The following is a 23,195-nucleotide window of genomic DNA, read 5'->3' as shown; positions in this document are numbered from 1 at the left end:
GGCGATCTGGCCTCGAAATTGCAGTTTATGCCAATGAATCGATAATTCGCGCCACGACGGTCACCGGAGACGCTGAAAATGGCAGTTGCACGGCATTTGATCAGCCGAATGCCCGCAGTTGCTTCAATTCGAGCCTCTGTCTTGATCCCGCTGGTGCAACAAATCGATAAAAGATCCGGGAAAACCGACCTTCTTCTGGCTTCGCACGGCATTCTGCGCTCGCAACTCGAAGATCCCTACGCTGTCCTGCCTATGGCGCGTTATGTCGCGCTGTTCGAGGATGCCGCGACGATAACAGGCGAACCGGCACTCGGAGCCCGCATGGGCACCGGTTTCAGGCCCGCCGATCTCGGCCCCATCGGCATGCTCTTTGCGCTCTCGCCGAACATTCGCAGCGCTTTCGAACGGCTGTCGAAATATGTGAACGCGTTGCAGGGCGCGACCAGTTCCGGCGTATTCGAGGAGAATGGCGATTTTGTCTGGAGCTACCGGATCGTCGACCCCAGCATGTGGCCGCGCCGGCAGGACAGCGAATTCACGATTGCCGCCTCCTGTCAGCTCGTCCGTTCGTGCTTCCGCCGAGGCTGGCGGCCGATCGAAATCCAGCTCGAGCATCACGCCCCACGCGATGCCGGCGTGCTGGAACGCATCTATGGCGCGCCCATCCTGTTCGGCCAATCCGGCAACCGCATCGTCATGAACAAGGCGGATGCCGATCGTGTCCACCGCTCGGAAGACAAAAGCCTGATCGAAATCCTGGAGCGGCACATCGGCGATCTGGTCAACGAGCCGGCGGCCGGCGAAGCTGTCAAGGAAAAGGTCCAGGCCCTGATCGGCATCTATCTTGGCCGCAAACCGATCACGGTCGCAATCCTCGCCGCCGAACTGAAGATGTCGCCGCGAAGCCTGCAGCGTCGGCTGTCGGAGGAAGGCGTGTCGCTTCGCGATCTCGTTCGCCAACACCGCCAGACACTCGCCGCCCATTATCTCGGCGACCGACATGCCGCGCCGATGTCCGAGGTGGCGCGTGTGCTGGGTTATGCAGACAATACGGTGCTCTGGCGTGCGCTGCGGTCCTGGGAGAAGAAAGGAAACCGCTCATCTTCGATAGGTTGAACGAAGATGTAAAAGCAAAGCAAATACGAACGGAACGGCAACGGAGACTGCCCGATTGCCGCTCTACGGCGTAGCACCGAAAAACGCTATCCGGGTGAAGATCGTATAGTCCGCTTCCGAGACCATCAGCGCCACGAAAACCAGTACCAGCAGCGGCGGCAGCAGGATGGCGTAGACCAGCGCCAGCCGTTCCCAGGCCATGTGCATGAAGACGGCGACGATCAATCCGGCTTTCAGCATCATGAACACCAGGATCAGCGTCCACCTGAGATAGCTCTGGACGCCAAGATAATCGACCATATAGGACGCCGCGCTGAGCACGAAGAGCAGGCCCCAGACGAAGAAATAGAGCCCGATCGGGTGCTGCTGTCCGCTGTGTGCCTGTGCGTCCATCGTTTGGCTTTGTGCATGCGCCGTTGTCTCGCTCATGACGACCTCACCACAGATAAAAGAATGCAAAGATGAAGACCCAGACCAGGTCGACGAAGTGCCAGTAGAGGCCCATGATCTCGACGGCCTCGTAGCGGCCTTTCCGGCTGGTGAAGAAGCCACGCCGTTCCACGTCGAAATCGCCGCGCCAGACCTTGCGGGCGACGATGAGGAGGAAGATGACGCCGATCGTGACATGGGTGCCGTGAAAGCCTGTTATCATGAAGAAGGTCGAGCCGAACTGCGCCGCCCCCCACGGGTTTTCCCAGGGGCGCACGCCTTCGGTGATCAGCTTCGTCCATTCGAAGGCCTGCATGCCGACGAAGCATGCGCCGAGAAGCGCTGTCAGCAGCATCAGCACCGCCGTCGTGCGGCGGTCGCGGCGATAGCCGAAATTGACCGCCATCGCCATGGTGCCGCTGCTCGAGATCAGCACGAAGGTCATGATCGCGATCAGGATCAACGGCACATCCTGGCCGCCGATATGCAGCGCGAAGACCTCGCTCGGATTGGGCCATGGTACGGGCGTCGACATTCGGGCGGTCATATAGGCGATTAGGAAACAACCGAAGACGAAGGTGTCGCTCAAGAGAAAGATCCACATCATCGCCTTGCCCCAGGAGGCGGTCTTGAAGGCGCGCTGATCCGAGCTGAAATCGGCGGCGACACCGCGAAGGCCTGATGGCCTGAGGTCAGCCCCGCCATGTGTCTCGATAGTCTGTGCCATCTGCACCCCCTAGCTAATCAACGTCCGGCAGAGATCGACGAAATCGCTGGCCCAGCCGGCAAAAAGCGCGAAGAGCAGCAGCCAGACCGCAAGCATGAAATGCGAATAGATAGCCGAGAGATCGACGCTAAGGCTCAGCCTCTCCGGCGCGATATCGGCTGCGAAGGCCTTGACCGTCGTGCGCGCCAGCACCGCCAGCCCACCAAGAATATGCAGGCCATGCAACCCGGTCAGCATGTAGAAGAAGCTGTTGGCAGGGTTATCATCAAGCACGTAGCCTGCCGCGACCAACTCCCGCCATGCCTGGATCTGCCCGGCGAGGAAGAAGACCGCAAGCGCAAGTGCCGTAACGAGCGCAGGCCGCAGGCTTTCCATGCGGCCATGCCGCTCTTCGCGCTTAGCCCATTGCAGCGCCGCACTGCTCAAGGCCAGCGCCGCGGTGTTCACCCAGAGCAGGCGCGGAACCGGCATCCCCCACCAGTCGGCCGAGGCTGCGCGCATGAAATAGGCGCTGACGGCAAGGCTGAAGAGCGCGCCGACGACGCCGAGAAAGACGAAGAGACCGATCTTCACCGGCGGCACCGGCGGCCGGCCGGTGCCGTCATGAACCGGCATCTGCACGGAGCCGGTCTCCAGCCAGGGCTTCGAGGTCAGCCGCTGCCCGGAGAGCCACCAGATCATGATGGCGGCGATGGCGGCCAGAAAGATCAGCACGACGCTCATGCCGGCGTCTCCCGGGTGACGCCAGCCGTTGCCGGCACATTCTGCGGAATGAAATCCTCGGCCGCCCCCGGCACGCTGTAATCATAGGCCCAGCGATAGACCACAGGCAGGTCGTTGCCCCAGTTGCCATGCGCCGGCGGCGTCTCAGGCGTCTGCCATTCCAACGTCGTTGCCCGCCATGGATTGCCGCCGGCCTCCCTGCCCCGGAAGAGGCTCCAGGCGAGATTGAACAGGAAGACCATCTGCCCGGCGCCCACGACCAGCGCCATGACTGTGATGAAGATGTTCAGCGTGTGGGCCGACGGCGGAACGAAGGCCGTCTCCCCCATCTCGAAATAGCGGCGCGGCACGCCGAGCAGACCGAGATAGTGCATCGGAAAGAAGATCGCATAGGTGCCGAGGAAGGTGATCCAGAAGTGGATATGGCCGAGCACATCGTTCAGCATGCGCCCCGTCACCTTCGGATACCAGTGATAAATCGCCCCGAAGATGACGAGGATCGGCGCGACCCCCATGACCATGTGGAAGTGGGCCACGACGAACATCGTATCCGACAGCGGCACGTCGACGACGACATTGCCGAGGAACAGGCCGGTCAGCCCGCCATTGACGAAGGTGACGATGAAGGCGAGCGCAAAGAGCATCGGCAGCGTCAGGTGGATATCGCCGCGCCACAGCGTCAGCACCCAGTTATAGACCTTGATCGCCGTCGGGATGGCGATGATCAGCGTCGTCGTGGCGAAGAAGAAGCCGAAGGCCGGGTGCATGCCGCTGACATACATGTGGTGCGCCCAGACGACGAAGCTCAACGCCCCGATGATGACGATCGCCCAGACCATCATGCGGTAGCCGAAGATATTCTTGCGCGCATGCGTGCTGATCAGGTCCGAGACGATGCCGAAGGCCGGCAGCGCCACGATATAGACCTCGGGATGGCCGAAGAACCAGAAGAGGTGCTGGAACAGGATCGGGCTGCCGCCGCCATGCTGGAGCTGCGTGCCCATCTCGACGATGGCGGGCATGAAGAAGCTGGTGCCGAGCACGCGGTCGAAGAGCATCATGACGCAGGCGACGAAGAGTGCGGGAAAAGCGAGCAGCGCCATCACCGTCGCGGTGAAAATGCCCCAGACGGTGAGCGGCATCCGCATCAGCGTCATCCCTCGCGCCCGCCCCTGCAGCACGGTTACCACATAGTTCAGCCCGCCCATCGTGAAGCCGATGATGAAGACGATCAGCGAGGTCAGCATCAGCAGGATGCCCCAGTCCTTGCCGCCTGGTGTGCCTGAGAGAACGGATTGCGGCGGATAAAGCGTCCAGCCGGCCCCTGTCGGGCCGCCGGGGGCGAAGAAGCCGGCGGCGAGGATCAGCACCGCGAGGAGGTAGATCCAGTAGCTCAGCATGTTGGCGTAAGGGAAAACCATGTCGCGCGCGCCGACCATCAGCGGAATGAGGTAATTGCCGAAGCCGCCGAGGAAGAGCGCAGTCAGGAGATAGATCACCATGATCATCCCGTGCATGGTGATGAACTGGTAATAGTGATCGGCATCGATGAAGGTGAAATAGCCGGGGAAGGCGAGCTGAATCCGCATCAGCCAGGAGAGTACCAGCGCCACTAGGCCGATCGCGATGGCGGTGATCGAATATTGCACGGCGATGATCTTGGCATCCTGGCTGAACACATATTTCGTCCACCAGCTGTGTGGATGATAAAGCTCCACATCCTCGACTTCGGCGGATGGGATGCTGCCGGATGGAATCTCGACCATGATCTCTCTTCCCTTCCCCCGCCGGTTCACCGAACCGGCCTGCGGTCTGCGACCACTGCACGGTTCAGTTTGCCGACGGCAGCTCTCCCGATGACGCCGTCAACTGGGTGAATGTTTGCTGCTGCCCGAGCCAGGTCTGATAGTCCACGTCGTTGTCGACGACGACGGTGCCGCGCATTTGCGGATGACCGACGCCGCAGAGTTCGGCGCAGAGGATCTCGAAGGTACCCGTCCGCGTCGGCGTGAGCCAGAAGTAGGTGACCATGCCGGGGATCATGTCCATCTTGGCGCGAAACTCAGGCACGTAGAAATCATGAAGCACATCGACCGAGCGCAGCAACATGTGCACCGGCTTGCCGATCGGCAGGTGCAGTTCGCCGCCTTCGATGATGATGTCATCGAGGCCGCTTGCATCGTTCTTGTCGAGGCCGAGCGGGTTTTCGGGCGTAACGTCGCGCGTTTCGGCGCGGCCGAGCTTTCCGTCCGCCCCCGGCAGGCGGAAGCTCCACAGCCACTGCTGGCTGACGACCTCCACCGATGCGGCATCGGCGGGCACCGTGATGAACTGGTTCCAGACGATGAGGCCGGGCGCCAGCATGGCGGCGACGCCGACCGCCGTTCCCGAGGCGAGCATCACCTCCAGCCTGCGGTTTTCAGGCTCGTAATGCGCCTTGTTGCCCGGCTTATGCCGGAAGCGAAAGACGCAATAGGCCATGAACAAGACCACTGCCACGAAGACGATGCCGGTGATCCAGAAGGTGATGACGAGAGTGCTGTCGATATAGGTCCAGTTGGACGCGATCGGCGTCCACCACCACGGGCTCAGCACATGGAACAGCACGGAGCCGACGACAATCAGGACGAGGATCAGCACGACAGCCATTTCCGCTCCTCCTCGAGCAGGTTGACCCGTGAAACCGCATTCCGCAAAAAGTCCGTCTTTATTATCGCACAGATAGAAAATATCGGCAATTACGGCAATTTAGGCACCTGCCGCGTCACTTCCACCCGTCATTTTGGAGTATGGCCCATCATTTGGAATATTGCTTGAGATAGGCGATGAGATCGGTGATCTCCTGGTCGTCCTTCACGCCGACGAAGGCCATCTTCGTGCCCTTCACCTTCGCTTTCGGATTATGCAGATAGTCGCGCAGCACTGTCTCGTCCCAGACCAGACCGCCTTCGCCGGCCGCCTTCATTCCGGCCGAATAGGCGAAATCAGGATGCGTGCCGGCCTGTCGGCCGAACAACTTGTTCAGCGACGGACCGACCTTGTTCGTATCGGAATCGGCGACATGACAGGTTGCGCATTTCTTGAAAACGACGGCACCCGCGGTCGCATCGCCTTCCTGCGCCCCGGCGCGACCGGGGGAAAGGGCAATCACGGATGTGGCAATCAGCAGAATAACACGATAGTCCATGGCAAACCTCATCCTCCTCAAGGTTGCCAGCCACTTGCACCCTCAGCAATCTCTCGCGTATGGGTAGTGGTTGTATGGCTTAAAGCTTAGTCCTTCGCGGCAGCAAGTCAATCGGCCCTACAATTGGAGCCATCTGAACGTAATCTGATACGAGGTGAACCCGGCGCGGATAAGCTGCCTGAGCTGCCGCTATTTGACCTATTGCCCGATCGAAAGCGCCTCCTCTACCGCCAGTTCGGCCATGGCAAGCGCCGCCTCTCGGGTCCTGGCGGCGGCGATGAATCGGCCGTTGTGGCAGAAGCTCGCGCCCTCTATGCCGCACGCCGCCTCCAATGCGCCATTGGTGAGCCCGGCCCAGGCCGCCGGCAGATCGGCCCTGAGCTCGAAACCATCCTCGGCGCGGCGGATGCCGGTCACGCACCAGTCCTTTTCGCGCGGGTGGACGACGAACAGCAGATGATCGGCGCCTGCTTTCACGATAGCAGGCCGGAAGGGCATTCCCCTCGGCAATTCCAAAACACGCCCCTGCCCGGTAGCCTCGATTGCCTGATGCACGACCGCCTCGGCCCGCAATTTCGCAGCACTCTGCGCAATCCTGGCCTCGACGAAACTGCGGGCGATGGCAAGGGCCGCGTGGAAGGCACGGTCGTCGGCAGCGGGGTCGGCATCGTCGAAGACCGGTTTCAGCGTTTCCAGCAGAGCCGGCAGCGTCAACCCGGCCAGCGGCCCGGAGGGGCTGAGCGCGCCATTGTCCGTCAGGTCGACCGGCAGCACGAAACTGGCGTCGAAAGAACCATGCAGCGTCTCGACATGTGCTTCGGGAAGGCCGGAGGCTGCGAGATAATCACGGCCGTAATGCTTCCAGATCAGGCCGAAGGAACTGTAGGGCTGGCCATCGTCACGCAACGGCGCGCCGCGCTGGTGGTGGTCGAATATCCCGGCGGCAGGGTCATAGGCGCCGCCGACATCGTAGATGATGCGATCCTTGCCCGGCGTGATCCATTCCGGCGCCCGGCTGCGGACGATACGCGCCTGCGGGAAAAGCCGGGTCAGGATGACGCTCGACAGCAATTCGTCGGCATGGAAGCCACCGGAATGGGTGACGAGGAAATCGGGGATCATAAAAGGCCTTATCGTTCTCGGCGGGTTCGCCTAGGATCAGCACCAGATAGCGGTTGGCGGATATGACGACAAGTCTCTCTGGGATAAGGCTCTTGGACTTGGCCTTGATTATGTCTCGGATGCGTCATTTGCAACCCTCGCGAAACTGCCTATTCTGCCGCCACCACAAGTGAATAGCGACATTTGCGAAAACGGAAGACGCAACTCCGCCCTTCCCGGCTACCTCATGCTCAGTTCCAAGACCGATACCAACGATCTGTCGGATTTGTCTGAAGACGCTTTGGCCGAATTCGGCCCCTTGCTCGCAAGGGTTCAGAGCGCCCTGAAACGGAAATTGAATGCCCAGCGCGTCTATATCGGCCGATACGGGCACACGCCCGGTTATCCGATCCATTTCCATGTGATCCCGATATATGACTGGGTGGAGGAGTTGTTCTGGAAGGACGCTCGATATCGCCTGCTCCAGAGTTTTGCAGAGGGTCCGGGGGAAACCGCAACGGATGGCGCGGAACTGACGCTGTTTGTCTGGCGCGAATTCTGCGAACGCACAGAGCCGCCGCCCATCAGCGGGCCATCGGTCTCAGAGGTCATCAAGCTGTTGCGGGAGGCAATGCGGTTTTCGGCGCCTGAAGCCTAAGACAGCGCCGGTCCCGGCTGTCTTGCGACGAGCGCACGGCGCCAGGCCCGGAAGAAGGCCAGTGAGGTCATACCCCTCCTTGAGATCGAAATTCCCCGCCGTTCCTTAATCCATGACGTATTGGATATGATGCCGGCCATGCACGGCCGATTTCTGGACATGGGCGCGAACGCCGAAGACCCGGCCGATCATCTCCTCCGTCAGCACATCCTCCGGCGCGCCCGAGGCGATGACCTTGCCCTTTTGAAGTACCGCCAGGCTGTCGCAGAACATTGCCGCCAGGTTGAGATCGTGCAGCGCGACGATACAGGTGATACCGAGCTTCGAGATCAGCGAGAGAATGTCGAGTTGGTGCTGGATATCGAGATGGTTGGTCGGCTCGTCGAGCAGCAGTTCGCTCGGCGCCTGCGCCAGCGATCTCGCAATATGGACGCGCTGGCGCTCGCCGCCCGACAGTGTCTGCCAGAGCTGGCCTGCCCTCTCCCGCATGCCCGTCCGCGACAGCGCCTGGTCGACGGCAGCGTCGTCTTCGGCGCCCCAGGACGACAACAGCCCGCGATGCGGGGTGCGGCCAAGCCGCACCACATCGCGCACGGTCAACTGCGTATCGGTCGTCGACTGCTGCTCGACGAAGGCGACGCGACGCGCAAGGGCTGCGCGCGACAGCGAGGAAATGTCGTCCTCGCCGAGCCTGATGACACCGCTGCGAACCTTGCGCAGCCGGCAGATCAATCTGAGAAGGCTCGACTTTCCGGAACCGTTCGGCCCGAGCAACCCGAGCACCTTGCCCCTTTTCACCGTCAGGCTGACGCCGTTGACAATGACGTTGTCGCCGGCGGCAAAGCTCACCTCGTCGACGTTGATGCTCATGCATTCCCTCGTACGCGATAGAGGATGACGGCGAAGGCCGGCGCGCCGAAGAGCGCGGTGACGACACCGATCGGCAGGATCTGCTGCGGTATGATGATGCGCGAAAGGATATCGGCGCCGACCATGTAGATGGCGCCGCCGAGCGCCGTTGCCGGCAGCAGCCGCCCATGGGCCGGCCCGACAAGGAAGCGGGCGGCATGGGGTATGACGAGGCCGACGAAACCGATCGAGCCCACCATGCTGACGACGCTTGCCGTCATCGCCGCCGTCAGGGCGAACAGCACGATCTGGACGCGGCGCACGGCAATGCCGAGCGAGGCGGCGGCGTCCGTGCCGAACGCGAAGGCATCGAGCGCCCGCACATGGGCCATGCAGACGATGAAGCCGGCAAGCGCGATCGGCACCGAAAGGTAGACATCCGGCCAGCGTACGCCGCTGAGCGACCCCAGAAGCCAGAACAGGATGCCGCGCGCCTGCTCGGCATTCGCCGATGTCGTCACGATGTAGGAGGTGAGCGCGTTGAAGAGCTGCGAACCGGCGACGCCACACAGTATGATGCGTTCGCCGGTTCCCCCCGCACCCGTCGCCAGGAAGCCGACCAGCAAAAAGGCCATGACTGCGCCGATGAAGGCCCCGCTCGACAGGCCGAGAATACCGTAGCCGAAGCCGAGAATCATCACGCAGACCGCTCCCGTCGAGGCGCCGGCGGAGATGCCGAGCACATAGGGTTCGGCCAGCGGATTGCGCAGCAGCGCCTGCAGGATGGCGCCGCAGAGCGAGAGCGACGCGCCGGCGCTGGCCGCGACGAGGGCGCGGCTCAGCCGATAATCCCAGACGATGCCCTGGTGGATGCGGCTGAGCTCGAAATCGGTTCCGAACAGGCGGTTCGAAACCGCCTCAGCCGTCGTCGCAAGCGGGATGGCAATCTCGCCGATGGAAACGGCGAGACTGATCATCAGTCCAAGAAGGAGAAGCGCGGCAATGGTGAGCGCGGCGAGCGCCCACCATCCCTGCCGCCTGAGCGATACTGTCTTCACTGTGCCAGGCCGAAGGACTTGATGCCCTTCGCCAATGTCTCGACGCCGTCGATCGTACGGATCGTTGGATTCATCGATTGCGCATCCATCATCACGAAGTGCCTGTTCCTGACGGCATCGAGTTCCCTGGTCACAGGGTCGTTCTCGAGAAAGTCGAGCTTGACCTTGGGATCGTCGGCCGCATAACGGCGGCGATCCATCGTCGCCAGCACGATCACCGCCGGGTTCGCCTGGGCGATGGTTTCCCAGCCGACCAGCGGCCATTCCTCTTCGGTTGTCACGACGTTCTTCGCGCCGATCGTCTTGAGGATATAGGCAGGCGCGCTGTTCTTGCCGGCGATGAAGGCGTCGCCGTTGACCTCCTTGCTGGAGAACCAGAAGACGACCGGTAGGTTCTTGCCCGTTGCGCCCGATATCGACGCCACGGCATCCGCCTCGCGCTTCCTCAGCGTGGAAATCAGCGTGTCGCCGCGCTCCTTGACGTCGAAGATCTCCGAGAGTTCGGCGATTTCCCGGTAGATCAGATCCATCGTGAACAGCTCCCCACGCACACCGTCGCCGCCATCGGTGTTGACCTTGGCGACGCAATCGGCCGGCGCGAGAAAGGTATTGATCCCGAGATCCTTGAACTGCTCCCGCTTGCCGACGGAGCCCTGCGCGCCGACATGCCATTCGAACTCGGCCGCCACGAGGTCGGGCTCCTGCCCGACGACGGATTCGAAGCTCGGATCGTTGTCGGCGAGGCGTTTGATCTTGCTGTTGGCCTCGGCATATTGCGGCAGGACGGGGCCAACCCAGACTGCGGTTCCGGCGATCTTGTCGGCAAGGCCGAGCGAGAACAGAATTTCAGTCATGCCCTGGCCGATCGAAACTATCCTGGCGGGCGCCTTCTGGAACGTCACCTGCTGGCCGCAATTGCTGACGGTCAGGGGATATTGGGTCGCGGCCAAGCTTGGTGCCGCAAGGCCGGCCAGCCCGAAGGCAAATGTCATGATGGCGAGAAATTGACGCATGAAAACCTCGATGATGGGAAAACAGGCACGGCCGCGCCGCGCGCATATACGCAACGCTGAAGTCACGCCGACGCGTAGACTAGCCGCGGGAGGCCCAATCGAGACGGATGCATGCCGATATCAGGCGAAGGTTCAGAAGGTCAATCATGTCTGTTCCTTGTCCGGGCATCCCCGCCCGGTTGATTGGATCGCGATTGACGGCAGGTCTCCTGGCTTGCGGATATCCGTCTTTCATCCGCCTTCCCGCGATATCCGCAGTGGCGTAGCCTTTAGGCCAAGGGCATGATCGCTCCGCGATCAACCCCGAGATCGACAATCCGCTTACAGTTGCGGGGGCAGCCACGGTCTCGGTCCCTACTGGGTCGTCCTCACCGTGTTCCCTATTAATCCCCTTGGAGTCATCTTCAGGAAACCGTCTCCCCCAGTTACGTCGCCTGCCCGCGCGCCGTCAATGATTATTCAGAGGGCGCCGCGCCACCGGCGGATAAATATATCGCGCGCATGGCTGCGCGCCGCCGTTCGGTGCGCAAACTGCCGGTGGCGGTCGGTTGATATTGCGGCGAAAGGCGCTTCCTTACGATAAACTGCCTTGCCTATGAAGCAGTTGGGGAACATGGGTGCCGGCTGCTATTGGTGGGGATGACTTCGCCGGGGCTGCTATAGGAAACGCGCTTTGAACGATGCGGCGGTTGCCAGGGCCGCCCCCTCACAACGCATCCAGCGGAATCTTCAGATACCGCCGGCCGTTCTCCTCCGGCTCGGGCAGCCGCCCGCCGCGGATATTGACCTGCAGCGCGTGCAGCATCAGCTTCGGCTTCGGCAGCGTGCGGTCGCGCGCCTGGCGCAGCGCCACAAAGCCGGCCTCGTCGATGCCCGATATATGCGGATTGGCGCGCTTCTGGGCGGCAACCGTGCTTTCCCAGCGCGGGTGGCGGCCACCCGGCTGATAGTCGTGGCCGGAAAACAGCCGGGTCTCCTCGGGCAGCGACAGGATCGCCTGGATCGTGTGCCAGAGGGCGCTGGCGCTGCCGCCCGGGAAATCCGTGCGGGCGGTGCCGGAATCCGGCGTGAACACCGTATCGTGCACGAAGGCGGCGTCGCCGATTACATAGGTGATCGAGGCGAGGGTGTGCCCGGGCGAAAACATCACGCGGGCCTTGAGCGTGCCGATCTCGAACGTCTCGCCATCGGCACACAGCCGGTCCCATTGCGAGCCGTCGGTCGCGAGCGCCGGCCAATTGTAGATCTCCTTCCAGAGCGCCTGCACGTCGGTGACATGGGCGCCGATCGCCGTCGGCGCACCGGTCTTTCCCTTGAGGTAATACGCAGCGGAGAAATGATCGGCATGCGGATGCGTGTCGAGGATCCACTCGACCGTCAGCCCTTCGCTCTCGATATGGGCGAGGATGGCGTCGGCATTGGCCGTGCCCGTCGCCCCCGACATCTCGTCGAAATCGAGCACCGGGTCAATGATGGCGCAGCGTTTCGTCGCCGGGTCGGAAACGACATATTGCACACTGCAGGTGCGGGGCTCGAAGAAGGCCTTCACATGAGGTACCTGCCCTGCCCGCTTCTCCAGCCAGCGCCGCGCGCCGGCAAGATCGAAGCCGAGGCCTTGACCAAAGGCCTCGACATCCCCGGACTTCATCCGCCCGTCCAGCGCCTCGCCCAGCGCATAAAGCGTCAGCGCCCGTGTGCCGCTCTTGCAATGGGCGACGACCGGCCCCTTCGCCTCAGCTATCGCCGCCTGAAAGGCGCGGATATCGGCCTCGGTAATCTCGGCCCCCTTCACCGGCACGAAGCTGTAGGCGATCCCGGCGGCGGCGGCTGAAGCCTTCTCCGCTGCATTACCGGGTTGCCCCGGCTCCTCGCCATCCGGCCGGGCATTGATGACGGCGGCAAAGCCGTCTGCCGCGAAAGCACCAAAGTCCGCGGCGCCGGGCTGCCCCGTCACCGATATCAGCTCATTGACCCTCACGGATGTCATCGAAGCCCCCGCGCTGCCCTCATCAGGCATTATCGCATGTATATCGACACAATCTCACAAGTATATTGCCGAGCGCAAGAATAGACCACTTGTCGCATCCCCGAGCTTGCCGCCGGCCCGCAAAGCCTGACGAAACCGGCGGGAGAGGCTCCTCATACTTCCGCCCGGCCCGGCTCCTCCGGTCAAAACGACAGCGTCGCAGCGCCCTCCTTGATCTCGGCATGCATGGCGCTGGCGCCGACGATGACGACACCGTCGAGCATGTCCTCCTGCGTGTAACCGCGCGAGGTCACGCAGGGCGGGCAGGCCCAGATCGTGCCGCCGCGCTGCTGGAAATTCTCGATCAGCATCGACAGCGGATCAAGCGGCGGCACATGTGTCATGCGCTGGCCACCCTTGCGCACCAGATCGATCCCGGTGCTGGTGAGGAACACCGAGACCTTCAGCCCGGCGGTGATGCCGCCATTGGCAATGGTGAAGGCGACGGAGGACAGTTCGGATTCGATGCCCTTGGTGATGAGCACGACCAGTTTGTCGCTTTGAGTTTGCATAGTATTCTCCCAGTGAATTGAAATGAACGCTCACCACGAGTGAGCGAGAACACCATAGGAGGGTGCGCGGGGCGCGTATTTGGCCGGGATGCGTGAAGCCTTGTCCGAAAATCCAGGCGTTGCGGGTGTCGTGCGCGACGACGTGTTGTCGGCGCTGCTTTCGACGATCCGCCTGTCGGGATCGCTGCAGTTCTGCTTCATGCCGACGGGCGACTGGCAGACGGATGCCGCGCCGGCCTTAGCAAACCTCTCGGCCAAGGCTTCGGGCACGATGCCTTTTCACATCGTCGTGGCCGGCAGCTGCTGGCTGAAGACGGAAGGGGAAGAGACCGATCTGGAGGCCGGAGACGTGCTGGTCTTCCCCTTCGGCACCGGACATCAGCTCGGCGCGGGAAGGGACGGCATGCTGGTGCTGCCGACGCGCGACCTGCCGCAGAAGCCCTGGCGTGAGATTCCCGTGCTGCGCTATGGCGAGGCGGCGCAAAGGGTGCGGCTGCTCTGCGGCTATCTGCAATGGGACGGCTTGAGCTTTGCGCCGCTGCGCCAGGCGCTGCCGAAAATGATCCATGTCAGGACACGGGCCGTCAATGACGGCGACTGGTTGCGCGCCACCATCCGCCAGATGATCGAGGAGGTCGACAGGCCGCGCGCCGGCGGAGTTTCCATGCTGCCGCGGCTGACTGAAATCGTGTTCATCGAGATCCTGCGCCATCAGATCATGATGGCCGAACCGCGCTCGGTCGGCTGGCTGGCAGCCCTTGCCGACCCCGCGCTGTCGCGCTGTCTCTCCCTCATTCACGACGATCCCAGACACGACTGGTCGCTGGAGGACCTCGCCTCAGCCTCCGGCCTGTCGCGCAGCGCCCTCGCCGACCGCTTCCAGGCGATGCTCTCGACCTCGCCCATCCGCTATATCAGGGACTGGCGGCTCTACCTCGCAAGTGTCGCCCTCGCCACCTCAGGTCAGCCTATCGCAACAATCGCCTACGACGCCGGCTACGCCACCGAAGCCGCCTTCAATCGCGCCTTCTCTCGCGCCTTCGCCACCCCGCCGGCGACGTGGCGGGCGATGGCGCGGGCCTAGAGTGTGATCGGCTCGGACAAGGTTGGCATGAGGAAGCCGCAACACTCATGGGTGGAAAAAATCAAAGGATGCGCTAATTAGAAGCACCATCAAAATCGGGAGCGCGCCTTGGATTCCGAATCCCCTCAGCCACTCACAACTCGCTTTCCTGTCGGTGGCGGGGAAATTGGCCGACTGATCCAGACCCGCGACTGGAGCAAGACGCCGCTCGGTCCTCTCGATCTCTGGCCGCAAAGTCTGAAGACGGCCACCAACATGCTCCTGCTCTCACCCGTGCCGATCGTTCTTCTCTGGGGCGAGGACGGCGTGATGATCTATAACGACGCCTATTCCGTCTTCGCCGGCAGCCGCCATCCGGATCTTCTCGGTTCCAAGATCCGCGAGGGCTGGAGCGAAATTGCCGACTTCAACGACAATGTCATGAAAGTTGGGCTGTCCGGTAAAACGCTCGCCTACGAAAACCAGGAACTGACGCTGTTGCGCCACGGCAGCCCGGCTCCTGCCTGGATGAACCTCGACTATTCGCCCGTCCTCGACGAAAGTGGCAAACCCGCGGGCGTCATCGCGATCGTCGTCGAAACGACGAAAAGCGTCCTTGCCCAGCGGCGGCTGCGCGAGAGCGAAGAGCGGTTCAGGGCGTTCACTACGGCCACGACCGATATCGTCTATCGCATGAGCGCCGACTGGAAGGAGATGCAGCAGCTCGACGGTCGCAACGTTCTTGCCGACACCGCCAATCCGACTGTCGCCTGGCAGGAGGCCTATTTGTTTCCCGAGGACATTCCGGCGATCCAGGCGGTGATCGACGAGGCGATATCAAGCAAGGGTGTTTTCGAATGCGAGCATCGCGTCCGGCGGGCCGACGGCAGCACCGGGTGGGTGTTGTCACGGGCTGTTCCACTCCTGAACGACGCAGGCGCCATCGTCGAATGGTTTGGGGCCGCGACCGATATCACCGAGCGGCGACGCAAGCAGCAGCAGCTGGAACTTGTCGTTCATGAGCTCAATCATCGCGTTAAGAACAATCTGGCGATGGTGCAGGCTTTTGCGTACCGCACCTTCCGGGATGCCGACGACATCCCGCGTGCACTGGACAGTTTCACGGCGCGGCTGGTGTCGCTCGGCCGTGCCAATGATCTGCTGACGGGAGAACTGTGGAGCAGCGCGTCCCTGAAACAGACGCTCGACCAGGCGACAGTTCCGCATCGGCCGGATGGCGGGCGATGGGAGCTCACCGGAGACGATATCCGGGTTTCCGCAAAGACGGCGCTGGCGCTGACCATGGCCTTTCATGAACTCGGCACAAATGCCGTGCGCCACGGCGCATGGTCGAGTGATGGCGGCGCCGTCCGCGTCAGATGCTCCCTTCAAATCATCGACGACGGAACGCAACGCTACCGCATAGACTGGGACGAACATGGCGGACCGCCGGTGGAACAACCGAAGCGGAAGGGGTTCGGCACGGTCCTCATCCAGCGCGGCCTTGCCGCGGAGACGGGAGGCAATGTGGAGATTTCGTTTGCCGAACGGGGTTTTTCCTTCCGTCTCGACGCTCCGGCAGACCGTCTCCGGAACGAATGACATGGCCAAGCGTGTACTTGTCGTTGAAGATGAAATGACCATCGCCATGATGATCGAGGACATGCTGATGGACCTCGGTCACGAGGTCGTGGCGACCGCCGCGCGTTTGCCCTCGGCGCTGGAGGTTGCCGCCGATGGCAATCTCGATTTCGTCGTTCTCGATGTAAACCTCGCCGGGCATCAGTCATTTCCGGTGGCGGCGGTCCTTCAGCAGCGCGGTATCCCCTTCGCCTTCGCAACCGGATATGGGCCAGCGGGTATCGATCCCGCCTTTGCCGGCCGGCCGGTGCTGACCAAGCCATTCACATCAGCCGATCTCGCCGCCGTCATCGAAACCGTCAGCTGAGACCCAAGAGGGCCGACGCCCAAGTCCAAGAGCCGCCCCAATGAGACATGTTGTGGCGGGCGATGGCGAGGGCCGAACTGGATTCGATCGACACCCAGATAATCGATCAGCGCGGTTGCGGGCCTGTCAATCCGAGCGCCAGCGTAATGTCGTTGATGATCCCCAGTCGCGCTTCGATCACCGCGATTTTCTCAGGCGTATCGGCACTGCAAGCCTCGATATCGATGAACATTTGCTCGCAGCCGCCTGGCGTCACCGTGCCGAACATCTGGCCGGGTTCGTCGCCTATGTTTCGCCAGCTGTGCGGGACATGTGGCGGCAGAACGACGACGGTTCCCACAGGCGCGTCGAACGCTTCGTCGCCGCATTGGAATCGATAGAGCCCCCGGATGACCCGAAAGACTTCCGTCTCCCGCGTATGCGTGTGGGGAGCCGGACCATGACCCGGCGGTGTGAAGGTTTCCCACATCCCGAACGCGCCGCCGGTCTCGGCGGCCGTCGCATGAATGATGATCCTCGCGCCAAAGGGCGTCCTCGCCAGGCGCTCCTTGCCGGGTAAAGAGACGACGGCGTTCCTGAAACTTGACATACCCACCTCCCCTCGATTGCAATCTTTGGGCGGAGCCTGCCCCTCACCCTTGCGACGCCGGCTGATTGAGCATCGCTTCGATATTGTATCCGTCGGGATCGAGAACGAAGCAGGCATAATAGTTCTCTTCATATTCCGGCCGCGGACCGGGCGCGCCGTTGTCCCTCGCACCGGCTTCAAGCGCGGCGCGATAAAACGCCTCGACCTCCGCCCTGCTTTGGACCCGGAAGGCAACGTGCACACGCGTCAGAGGCGGCTTGTCGTCGGTGTGCTGGATCTCGAACAGACTGCCGCCGACATCGAAGGCCCAGAACACGCCCTCCTTCCCGAAGGTACGGCGATAGCCGAGGGGGGCGAGAGCACGTTCATAAAACAGCTTGCTCTTCTCGAGGTCACTCACTGCGATGGTGATATGATCAATCATGCCGTGCATCCCTATCGTTCCATCATCCCATCATAGGCGAAATCGCCGCGGCGGAAAAACAGACGACTGCTGGCGAAGGATGGATGCCAGATCAGCGGCCCTTGCCCCAACGGCGCGGGCTCGCCCATACCTCGTCTGCCACCTGCCCGCCGGACAGCAAAAGCCCCGCCAATCATTGACGGGGATGTGCATGTTGAAAATCGGCCTGCATTACATCCTGGGAAGAATCAATGATCGCCTTCTGCAAATCGAATCCGCGCTTGCGTTTTGGATCCTTATGCCATCGACCTGCAGCCGACGCATCCGCGCAGCGGAATTTTCCGACTAGCGCATCGACATCAACTTCGTCATCAGCCCTGCCTTGATCTCGATCACAGGGCGATTGATCTGGGGATGGCCGAGTTTATCCCGGGGATAGCCGATGTCCCTCAGTTGATCCGGCGTCAGGTCCGCCATTGCCTTCCGTCTTACGACGCTCAGCCGCCACGTCCTCAGGGCGGCGACGATGATTGCTACGGCGTTCGGCTTAGCCCCGAACAACTGTCCTTTCGGCGCGCTGATGCCGGCATGCGTTTCCATGTGAGCCATTTTTCCGTCTCCCATTTTTCAGATTTGCAAGTGGGAGCCTGCCACGCCGGTGTTTTCGCGCCGTTCGGCTGAGCGTGAACGGGCGGGAAAACTTCGACAAGCCGCCGCTAAATCGGTGTTAAATCTGTCTGCCGAGATGTTAATCTGCGGTGGCGGTCGAAATCTGGGAGACGGTCTGTGCGCATCAGGTTGCTGGGTGGCCTCGAAGTGACGTCCCGGGAGCACCGGCAGGTCCGCTTCACCACGCGCAAAACGTCGCTTCTCTTTGCTGCCCTGGTGCTCGCCGGCCACCGCGGTCATCGCAGGGAACCGCTTTCCGAAGCCTTTTGGCCGGGACGAGGCAGTGATCAAGCTCGCAATAGTCTCCGGCAAGCGCTCGTCGATATCAGGCGATCGTTTCCAGCCGGCGGGGATGCCACCATCTACATCGATGGGGATCAAGAGACCATCGCGCTGATAACAGGTCCTGAAGAGACCGACATTTCGATCTTCGACCGTAAACTCGAGGCGGGCCGGACGGCCGATCTCGCCTTCGCCGCCGATCTCTATCGCGGCGAGGTGTTGGCAGGCGAAGCCATTCCGGACGGGCTGGATGAGTGGTTTCGACCCTACCGGAGCACATATCAACGGAAGGCGCTGCAGCTCGTGGAGCGACTGAGCCTCGCATTCTCCGAGCCGGGTTCCGGGGAAGAATCGGCCTGCGAAAGGCTCGCCGAAAGGCTATTGGCTGCGGACCCGACCATCGAGGGCGCCCATCGGGCACTGATACGGATACACACTCTCAGGGGTCACGAAAACGCCGCCCTGCGCCAGTTCGAAGCCTGCCGGGCATTGTTGAGGAAGCATCTTCAGGCAGAACCCGAGGCAGAAACCTCCTCCTTGGCTGCTTCGCTGCAATCGCGGCAGGGATCCGAATATCAGCGGAGCGCACCTGGCCCCGACCTCGTACCGCAGCCGCAGGCCATCTCAGCGCCGGCGAAACATCACGATCGGCCATCGGTTGCCGTATTGCCGTTTCAGAATCTGAGCGGCGACGCGGAGCAGGAATATTTCGCCGACGGCATCGTCGAGGACATCACCATCGCGCTTGCTCAATTCCGCCACCTCTACGTCATCGCGCGGAATTCGAGCTTCACCTACAAAGGTCAGGCGGTCGACATAAAGCAGGTCGGGCGCGAGTTAGACGTCCGCTACGTGGTCGAAGGAAGCGTGCGCCGGACGGGTGACCGCCTGCGCATCGCAGGCCAGCTCATCGACACCTCGACCGGTGCGCACCTTTGGGCCGATCGTTTTGATGGAACCCTGGCGAATGTCTTCGATCTTCAGGATCAGGTCGCCTCGAGCATCGTCGGCGCCATAACGCCGAAAGTGGAGGAGGCTGAGATCGAGCGTGCCAAACGCAAGCCGACCGAGAGCCTCGACGCCTACGACTACTATCTCCGCGGCCTGGCGGCCTTCGACCGGACCATCACCAGCAGATCGGTCGTCGACGAAGCCTTGCGGCTGTTCATGAAGGCGATCGAGCGCGACCCGGAATTCGCCATAGCCCTTGCCCGGGCGGCGCGGTGTTACGCCACACGAAAGAGCAACGGCTGGATGGTCAATCCCGCAGAGGAAACTGCCGAAGCCACCCGACTGGCGAGGAGAGCTGTCGAACTCGGCTGGGACGATGCAGTTACGCTCTCCTACGGTGGATATGTCATCGGTTATGTCGGCGGGGACCTCGACGGCAGCGCGGCCTGTATCGATCGCGCGGTCTTTCTCAACCCGAACCTCGCCGCAGCACTCGGCGTCAGCAGCTGGGTGAAGGCGTGCCTGGGCGAGCCTGATATGGCCGTCGAACACGCCGCCCTTGCCATGCGCTTGAGCCCTTTGGATCCACGCCTGTTTGCCTGGCAGTTCAACACCGGGCTCGCGCATTTTTGCGCCGGCCGCTATGACGACGCTACAGCCTGGGCAGGAAAATCGCTACGCCACCAGCCGAACTACCCGAGCGCCATGCGCGTGATGGCGGCGGGCCAGGCCATGGCCGGGCGGATTGGCCAAGCCCAGGAAACGGTCGCTCGCCTGTGCCTGATGGATCCCGCGCTCCGGCTTTCCAACCTCGCCGACGTGCTCCCACCGTTCCGGCGGCCCGACGATCGTGCACGCTATATCGAGGCTCTCAGGATGGCGGGACTGCCGGCGTAGCGCCGTCCTCCGAGGATCGTCTCTGATCCAACGGAGATGCATTTATGAACCCAACTCATAAGCCCATGCCGATATCACCGGCTAATCGATACCAGCCTTTGCCCTTAGCTTACGACCGAACCTGAGGAGGACATCCGCATGATCAAACGTAGGCTCGGCCAAAGAGGCCCTGATGTATCGGCGATCGGTTTCGGCTGCATGGGACTGAACTACCATCGCGGGCCGGCGGTGGAGCGCGGCGATGCCATTGCGCTCTTGCGGGCGGCGCACGAGCGGGGCGTGAGTTTCTTCGACACGGCAGAGGCCTACGGGCCGTTCACCAACGAGGATCTTGTCGGCGAGGCGCTGGCGCCGATCCGTGATGAGGTGGTGATCGCGACGAAATTCGGCTTCAAGGATGGCCGGCCGGAAGTCGGCCTGGATAGCCGGCCGGAACGCATCCGTGTGGTCGCAGAAGAAGCCCTCAAGCGGCTTCGCACCGATCGCATCGATATCTTCTACCAGCATCGGGTCGACCCTGCAGTACCGATCGAAGAGGTGGCAGGCACGGTGAAGGATCTGATCGGCGCCGGTAAAGTGCTGCATTTCGGCCTATCCGAAGCCGATGCCGGCTCTATCCGCCGCGCCCATGCCGTGCAGCCGGTCTCCGTGTTGCAAAGCGAATATTCGTTATGGTGGCGCAACCCCGAAGCGGAAATCCTGCCCGTCCTCGAAGAACTCGGAATCGGCTTCGTGCCCTATAGCCCGCTCGGCCGTGGCTTCCTCACCGGCAAGATGGATGAGAACACCAGTTTCGAAGGCGGCAACGACCACCGCAAGACCAATCCGCGCCTTTCGGCCGAAAACCGCAAGGCAAACCAGCCGGTGGTCGATGCAATCGAGGCGATTGCCGGCCGCAGGAAGGTGACCGCGGCCCAGATCGCCATCGCCTGGCTGATGGCCCGCAAGCCCTGGATCGTCCCCATTCCCGGCACCACCAAGCTGCACCGGCTGGAAGAAAATATCGCCGCCGCCGACATCACCTTCACATCGGAAGAACTGGCTGAGATCGACGCGGTGTTCTCAGGCATCGAGATCCACGGCGACCGCTACTCCGCAACGTCGGCAGCCCGCGTCACGCGGTGAGCCGACGACACCGAGTTCGATGCGACAGCACGAACATCCTTGTCCCTCAATGCGCCGGCGTCCGATGGATGCAGGGAGTGGCGCCTTCAGTCGTCAACCGTAAATCCCCATGCCGACGGCTCTATCAATTCGCGCGGCGGGAGCATTTCGTTGATGTCGACGGGACGGCGTTTGACCTCGACGGCGGTGTAGAATTCACCGTCCCCCATACCGAAATGCAGTTCCACTTTCAGGGGCACGCCATCCGGCGTCAAACATTCCATTCTGATCGCGTCTGCCGCGTCGGGCGTCATGTTGAACCAGGCGCAGGATTCACCAAGGTGATTATCCCTACGTTTCATGTCCGCATGGCCTGTTTCAGCGTCGAATTGATTGAACGGTCGTGCGGGATCAAGCGGTGAACGGAAGGCTTGAAGACTATATTCGCGCTTGGAGTAAATGACATTGATTCCCTGATTTTCGAGGTCGTTCCAAACCTTGAACCGCACCGATCCGTCCTTGCCGCGACGCTCTTCAGCTTGCCAGGGATAATGTCTGAATATTCTGAGGTCTGAGTCTATCCCCGCCATTCTGGCTTCAAAATCGACGAGCGCGGCGGGTCTGTCCGGATAGTACCTGAGCGGCTTCAGCCAGAACCCGGGGTCGAAAAGCCTCTTCGGGGGCAGGACTTCGGAATCGGCAACAGGTGTTCGCTCGAGCTTGACCAATTGCGTTTCGGTCATAGGCTCCTTGAGCTCCTTGCTACTGAGCAATACCCTTGTGCCAATTTCAATGCCGTCACCTGACAGGCAACTGAGCCAGAGCGGTTCGGACGTGCTACTGTGCGAGGCCTTGCGGGTGATCTCCGACCATTTGCAAGCTTCACCAGCCTGATTGTCCGCGTCCCCGGTGTCCCTCGCTTCCCGTGGCGTGGTCTTGTCGATGAAGATCCCCGTAAAGTCCTCGTCACCGGTCTTTGTTGCCCACAACAAAACGTTATCGCGGGCGCTTCCATAGGCAATGCGTGTCCTATTGCTTATGACCTCCTCGACCCGGGTCCAGCCATCGTGATGGACGACCGAACGCCAATATTCCTTCGGCTCATGATAGGCCTCTCGAACGGTCATCGACGCCCTGTAGTCCGGAACATTTCCGCTGGCGGAAAATGGGACCCCGCCGGCATCACTGGTGCCGGCCGGAAGCACCCCAGCGCCGCCCGCGAGTAAGAAGACCCACGCCACGACCCGTCTTTTCAAGATTGCACCTCGCCAATGTCTACAAGCAGAACAACTGCCAAATCAAAGCTTTGCACTCTGATTGACTCTCAAGAAAAATCCAATATTCATTCAAGCAAAAGTTGAGGGTTTATAAGTGAAAAGCATCTTTGCATATTCGATATTGGCAGCGGCGGTGATTTCGCTTTCGAGCTGCACGACAACCTCCGACAGCTTCAGACGCGAGTCCGCATCATTAACGGTACGCAGTGGTGAAAGGACGAGAGCGGGCCAAGTCTGGCGTATCCACAGCGATTGCAGCCTCGCCGATTACCCGCCTACGCATATCATCGAGCAGCCCAAGCATGGGCGTCTCCAGATTGTCCATGAACCGATATTTCCCCACGAAGCAAAGGGAAAACTGGCAAAATGCCGGACGGTCAAGGTGGGAGGCGTTGCTGGTTATTATACATCAAAGCCAGGCTACATCGGCAGTGACAGGTTCGTTGTCAGGTTCCCTGTTGGAGACGGGGAGATCAAGGAGATGGTGTTGAACGTGAGCGTCATGCAATAGCAGGCTGTTGAGATGGGGGTGGCGGTCTGCCACATCGAGCCATCACCTCCGAGAAAGTCACAAAACCACCTGCGAGAGGACGCGCCAACCGCTCTTCCGTCA

General features: G+C 61.7%; 23 protein-coding genes and 1 riboswitch. Of the genes, 7 read left to right on the top strand and 16 right to left on the bottom strand.

Translation table 11 applies throughout. The annotated features are described in order from the left end of the window. Positions 1-78: 78 nt before the first annotated feature. Entirely contained in the window at positions 79-1,116 is a 1,038-nt protein-coding gene (locus tag EEQ99_RS09405; protein ID WP_127430286.1) for an AraC family transcriptional regulator, read from the top strand. A 63-nt stretch (positions 1,117-1,179) separates the two neighbouring features. Here EEQ99_RS09405 and EEQ99_RS09400 read toward each other — a convergent pair whose 3' ends face one another. The 7 genes from EEQ99_RS09400 to EEQ99_RS09370 form a co-directional block, all read right to left on the bottom strand. Beyond that, entirely contained in the window at positions 1,180-1,545 is a 366-nt protein-coding gene (locus EEQ99_RS09400; protein WP_127430285.1) for a cytochrome C oxidase subunit IV family protein, read from the bottom strand. A 7-nt stretch (positions 1,546-1,552) separates the two neighbouring features. Continuing rightward, complete coding sequence (locus EEQ99_RS09395) at positions 1,553-2,272, bottom strand: heme-copper oxidase subunit III family protein (protein ID WP_127430284.1); 720 nt, start codon at positions 2,270-2,272, stop codon at positions 1,553-1,555. Between the two features lie 9 nt (positions 2,273-2,281). Continuing rightward, a complete protein-coding gene (locus tag EEQ99_RS09390) occupies positions 2,282-2,995 on the bottom strand; it encodes a cytochrome c oxidase subunit 3 (RefSeq protein WP_127430283.1) in 714 nt (237 codons plus the stop codon). Continuing rightward, on the bottom strand, positions 2,992-4,761 hold the full coding sequence (ctaD, locus tag EEQ99_RS09385) for a cytochrome c oxidase subunit I (protein ID WP_127430282.1): 1,770 nt from the start codon (positions 4,759-4,761) through the stop codon (positions 2,992-2,994). Before ctaD ends, EEQ99_RS09390 begins: the two co-directional genes overlap by 4 nt. A gap of 64 nt (positions 4,762-4,825) precedes the next feature. Continuing rightward, positions 4,826-5,644, bottom strand: a complete 819-nt coding sequence (locus tag EEQ99_RS09380; protein ID WP_047610571.1) for a cytochrome c oxidase subunit II — start codon at positions 5,642-5,644, stop codon at positions 4,826-4,828. 148 nt (positions 5,645-5,792) lie between these two features. Next, positions 5,793-6,182 carry a c-type cytochrome gene (locus EEQ99_RS09375; RefSeq protein WP_127430281.1) on the bottom strand — a complete coding sequence of 130 codons (390 nt, stop codon included), beginning with the start codon at positions 6,180-6,182 and terminating at the stop codon, positions 5,793-5,795. A 198-nt stretch (positions 6,183-6,380) separates the two neighbouring features. Next, a complete protein-coding gene (locus tag EEQ99_RS09370) occupies positions 6,381-7,304 on the bottom strand; it encodes an MYG1 family protein (protein ID WP_127430280.1) in 924 nt (307 codons plus the stop codon). Positions 7,305-7,449: 145 nt separating this feature from the next. On the opposite strand from EEQ99_RS09370, the gene EEQ99_RS09365 reads away from it, so the two are divergent. Further along, entirely contained in the window at positions 7,450-7,941 is a 492-nt protein-coding gene (locus EEQ99_RS09365; protein WP_127430279.1) for an HIT family protein, read from the top strand. Between the two features lie 105 nt (positions 7,942-8,046). Here EEQ99_RS09365 and EEQ99_RS09360 read toward each other — a convergent pair whose 3' ends face one another. From EEQ99_RS09360 to EEQ99_RS09340, 5 genes are all read right to left on the bottom strand, one after another. Next, on the bottom strand, positions 8,047-8,811 hold the full coding sequence (locus EEQ99_RS09360) for an ABC transporter ATP-binding protein (protein WP_127430278.1): 765 nt from the start codon (positions 8,809-8,811) through the stop codon (positions 8,047-8,049). Continuing rightward, complete coding sequence (locus EEQ99_RS09355) at positions 8,808-9,848, bottom strand: FecCD family ABC transporter permease (RefSeq protein WP_047610579.1); 1,041 nt, start codon at positions 9,846-9,848, stop codon at positions 8,808-8,810. Before EEQ99_RS09355 ends, EEQ99_RS09360 begins: the two co-directional genes overlap by 4 nt. Next, positions 9,845-10,861: an ABC transporter substrate-binding protein gene (locus EEQ99_RS09350; protein ID WP_127430277.1), complete on the bottom strand. Its 1,017-nt coding sequence runs from the start codon at positions 10,859-10,861 to the stop codon at positions 9,845-9,847. Before EEQ99_RS09350 ends, EEQ99_RS09355 begins: the two co-directional genes overlap by 4 nt. A 182-nt stretch (positions 10,862-11,043) precedes the next feature. Next, positions 11,044-11,293: riboswitch (cobalamin riboswitch) on the bottom strand. A gap of 274 nt (positions 11,294-11,567) precedes the next feature. Further along, positions 11,568-12,848, bottom strand: coding sequence for a bifunctional sulfur transferase/dioxygenase Blh (gene blh / locus EEQ99_RS09345; RefSeq protein WP_127430276.1), 1,281 nt, complete (start codon positions 12,846-12,848; stop codon positions 11,568-11,570). Positions 12,849-13,030: 182 nt separating this feature from the next. Next, a complete protein-coding gene (locus EEQ99_RS09340; RefSeq protein WP_063475164.1) occupies positions 13,031-13,399 on the bottom strand; it encodes a DsrE family protein in 369 nt (122 codons plus the stop codon). An 88-nt stretch (positions 13,400-13,487) separates the two neighbouring features. Here EEQ99_RS09340 and EEQ99_RS09335 point away from each other — a divergent pair, with 88 nt between their 5' ends. The 3 genes from EEQ99_RS09335 to EEQ99_RS09325 all read left to right on the top strand — a co-directional run bounded on the left by EEQ99_RS09335 (position 13,488) and on the right by EEQ99_RS09325 (position 16,410). Further along, complete coding sequence (locus EEQ99_RS09335; protein ID WP_127430363.1) at positions 13,488-14,483, top strand: AraC family transcriptional regulator; 996 nt, start codon at positions 13,488-13,490, stop codon at positions 14,481-14,483. 108 nt (positions 14,484-14,591) lie between these two features. Beyond that, the gene (locus EEQ99_RS09330) at positions 14,592-16,064 is read left to right on the top strand and encodes a sensor histidine kinase (protein ID WP_127430275.1); all 1,473 of its coding nucleotides are present in this window, start codon (positions 14,592-14,594) and stop codon (positions 16,062-16,064) included. A 1-nt stretch (position 16,065) separates the two neighbouring features. Further along, positions 16,066-16,410: a response regulator gene (locus EEQ99_RS09325; protein WP_127430274.1), complete on the top strand. Its 345-nt coding sequence runs from the start codon at positions 16,066-16,068 to the stop codon at positions 16,408-16,410. A 106-nt stretch (positions 16,411-16,516) separates the two neighbouring features. Here EEQ99_RS09325 and EEQ99_RS09320 read toward each other — a convergent pair whose 3' ends face one another. From EEQ99_RS09320 to EEQ99_RS09310, 3 genes are all read right to left on the bottom strand, one after another. Further along, a complete protein-coding gene (locus EEQ99_RS09320; protein WP_063475166.1) occupies positions 16,517-16,999 on the bottom strand; it encodes a cupin domain-containing protein in 483 nt (160 codons plus the stop codon). Between the two features lie 43 nt (positions 17,000-17,042). Next, positions 17,043-17,423, bottom strand: coding sequence for a VOC family protein (locus EEQ99_RS09315; protein WP_047611701.1), 381 nt, complete (start codon positions 17,421-17,423; stop codon positions 17,043-17,045). 324 nt (positions 17,424-17,747) lie between these two features. Continuing rightward, positions 17,748-18,011, bottom strand: a complete 264-nt coding sequence (locus EEQ99_RS09310; RefSeq protein WP_047610594.1) for a hypothetical protein — start codon at positions 18,009-18,011, stop codon at positions 17,748-17,750. A 177-nt stretch (positions 18,012-18,188) separates the two neighbouring features. Here EEQ99_RS09310 and EEQ99_RS09305 point away from each other — a divergent pair, with 177 nt between their 5' ends. Together EEQ99_RS09305 and EEQ99_RS09300 are read left to right on the top strand one after the other, a co-directional pair. Further along, complete coding sequence (locus EEQ99_RS09305; protein WP_127430273.1) at positions 18,189-20,201, top strand: BTAD domain-containing putative transcriptional regulator; 2,013 nt, start codon at positions 18,189-18,191, stop codon at positions 20,199-20,201. Positions 20,202-20,339: 138 nt separating this feature from the next. Next, positions 20,340-21,326, top strand: coding sequence for an aldo/keto reductase (locus EEQ99_RS09300; RefSeq protein ID WP_047610596.1), 987 nt, complete (start codon positions 20,340-20,342; stop codon positions 21,324-21,326). A gap of 86 nt (positions 21,327-21,412) precedes the next feature. Here the strand turns inward: EEQ99_RS09300 and EEQ99_RS09295 are convergent, their stop codons facing one another. Beyond that, the gene (locus tag EEQ99_RS09295) at positions 21,413-22,561 is read right to left on the bottom strand and encodes a hypothetical protein (RefSeq protein WP_210294331.1); all 1,149 of its coding nucleotides are present in this window, start codon (positions 22,559-22,561) and stop codon (positions 21,413-21,415) included. Between the last annotated feature and the right edge of the window lie 634 nt (positions 22,562-23,195).

Origin of the sequence: Rhizobium anhuiense (genome assembly GCF_003985145.1) — a bacterium.
Lineage (GTDB): Bacteria > Pseudomonadota > Alphaproteobacteria > Rhizobiales > Rhizobiaceae > Rhizobium > Rhizobium anhuiense.
The sequence above is the reverse complement of the archived record's forward strand: the minus strand, read 5'-3'. Positions and strand labels throughout refer to the sequence as shown.

What these genes read in the sequence shown, in the direction of transcription:
- EEQ99_RS09335 (WP_127430363.1), top strand. Translation starts at nt 13,488, where the DNA reads ATGCGTGAAGCCTTGTCCGAAAATCCAGGCGTTGCGGGTGTCGTGCGC.
- EEQ99_RS09360 (WP_127430278.1), bottom strand. Translation starts at nt 8,811, where the DNA reads ATGAGCATCAACGTCGACGAGGTGAGCTTTGCCGCCGGCGACAACGTC.
- EEQ99_RS09370 (WP_127430280.1), bottom strand. Translation starts at nt 7,304, where the DNA reads ATGATCCCCGATTTCCTCGTCACCCATTCCGGTGGCTTCCATGCCGAC.
- EEQ99_RS09315 (WP_047611701.1), bottom strand. Translation starts at nt 17,423, where the DNA reads ATGATTGATCATATCACCATCGCAGTGAGTGACCTCGAGAAGAGCAAG.
- EEQ99_RS09350 (WP_127430277.1), bottom strand. Translation starts at nt 10,861, where the DNA reads ATGCGTCAATTTCTCGCCATCATGACATTTGCCTTCGGGCTGGCCGGC.
- EEQ99_RS09400 (WP_127430285.1), bottom strand. Translation starts at nt 1,545, where the DNA reads ATGAGCGAGACAACGGCGCATGCACAAAGCCAAACGATGGACGCACAG.
- EEQ99_RS09405 (WP_127430286.1), top strand. Translation starts at nt 79, where the DNA reads ATGGCAGTTGCACGGCATTTGATCAGCCGAATGCCCGCAGTTGCTTCA.
- EEQ99_RS09380 (WP_047610571.1), bottom strand. Translation starts at nt 5,644, where the DNA reads ATGGCTGTCGTGCTGATCCTCGTCCTGATTGTCGTCGGCTCCGTGCTG.
- blh (WP_127430276.1), bottom strand. Translation starts at nt 12,848, where the DNA reads ATGACATCCGTGAGGGTCAATGAGCTGATATCGGTGACGGGGCAGCCC.
- EEQ99_RS09395 (WP_127430284.1), bottom strand. Translation starts at nt 2,272, where the DNA reads ATGGCACAGACTATCGAGACACATGGCGGGGCTGACCTCAGGCCATCA.
- EEQ99_RS09300 (WP_047610596.1), top strand. Translation starts at nt 20,340, where the DNA reads ATGATCAAACGTAGGCTCGGCCAAAGAGGCCCTGATGTATCGGCGATC.
- EEQ99_RS09390 (WP_127430283.1), bottom strand. Translation starts at nt 2,995, where the DNA reads ATGAGCGTCGTGCTGATCTTTCTGGCCGCCATCGCCGCCATCATGATC.
- EEQ99_RS09320 (WP_063475166.1), bottom strand. Translation starts at nt 16,999, where the DNA reads ATGTCAAGTTTCAGGAACGCCGTCGTCTCTTTACCCGGCAAGGAGCGC.
- EEQ99_RS09375 (WP_127430281.1), bottom strand. Translation starts at nt 6,182, where the DNA reads ATGGACTATCGTGTTATTCTGCTGATTGCCACATCCGTGATTGCCCTT.
- ctaD (WP_127430282.1), bottom strand. Translation starts at nt 4,761, where the DNA reads ATGGTCGAGATTCCATCCGGCAGCATCCCATCCGCCGAAGTCGAGGAT.
- EEQ99_RS09340 (WP_063475164.1), bottom strand. Translation starts at nt 13,399, where the DNA reads ATGCAAACTCAAAGCGACAAACTGGTCGTGCTCATCACCAAGGGCATC.
- EEQ99_RS09325 (WP_127430274.1), top strand. Translation starts at nt 16,066, where the DNA reads ATGGCCAAGCGTGTACTTGTCGTTGAAGATGAAATGACCATCGCCATG.
- EEQ99_RS09310 (WP_047610594.1), bottom strand. Translation starts at nt 18,011, where the DNA reads ATGGCTCACATGGAAACGCATGCCGGCATCAGCGCGCCGAAAGGACAG.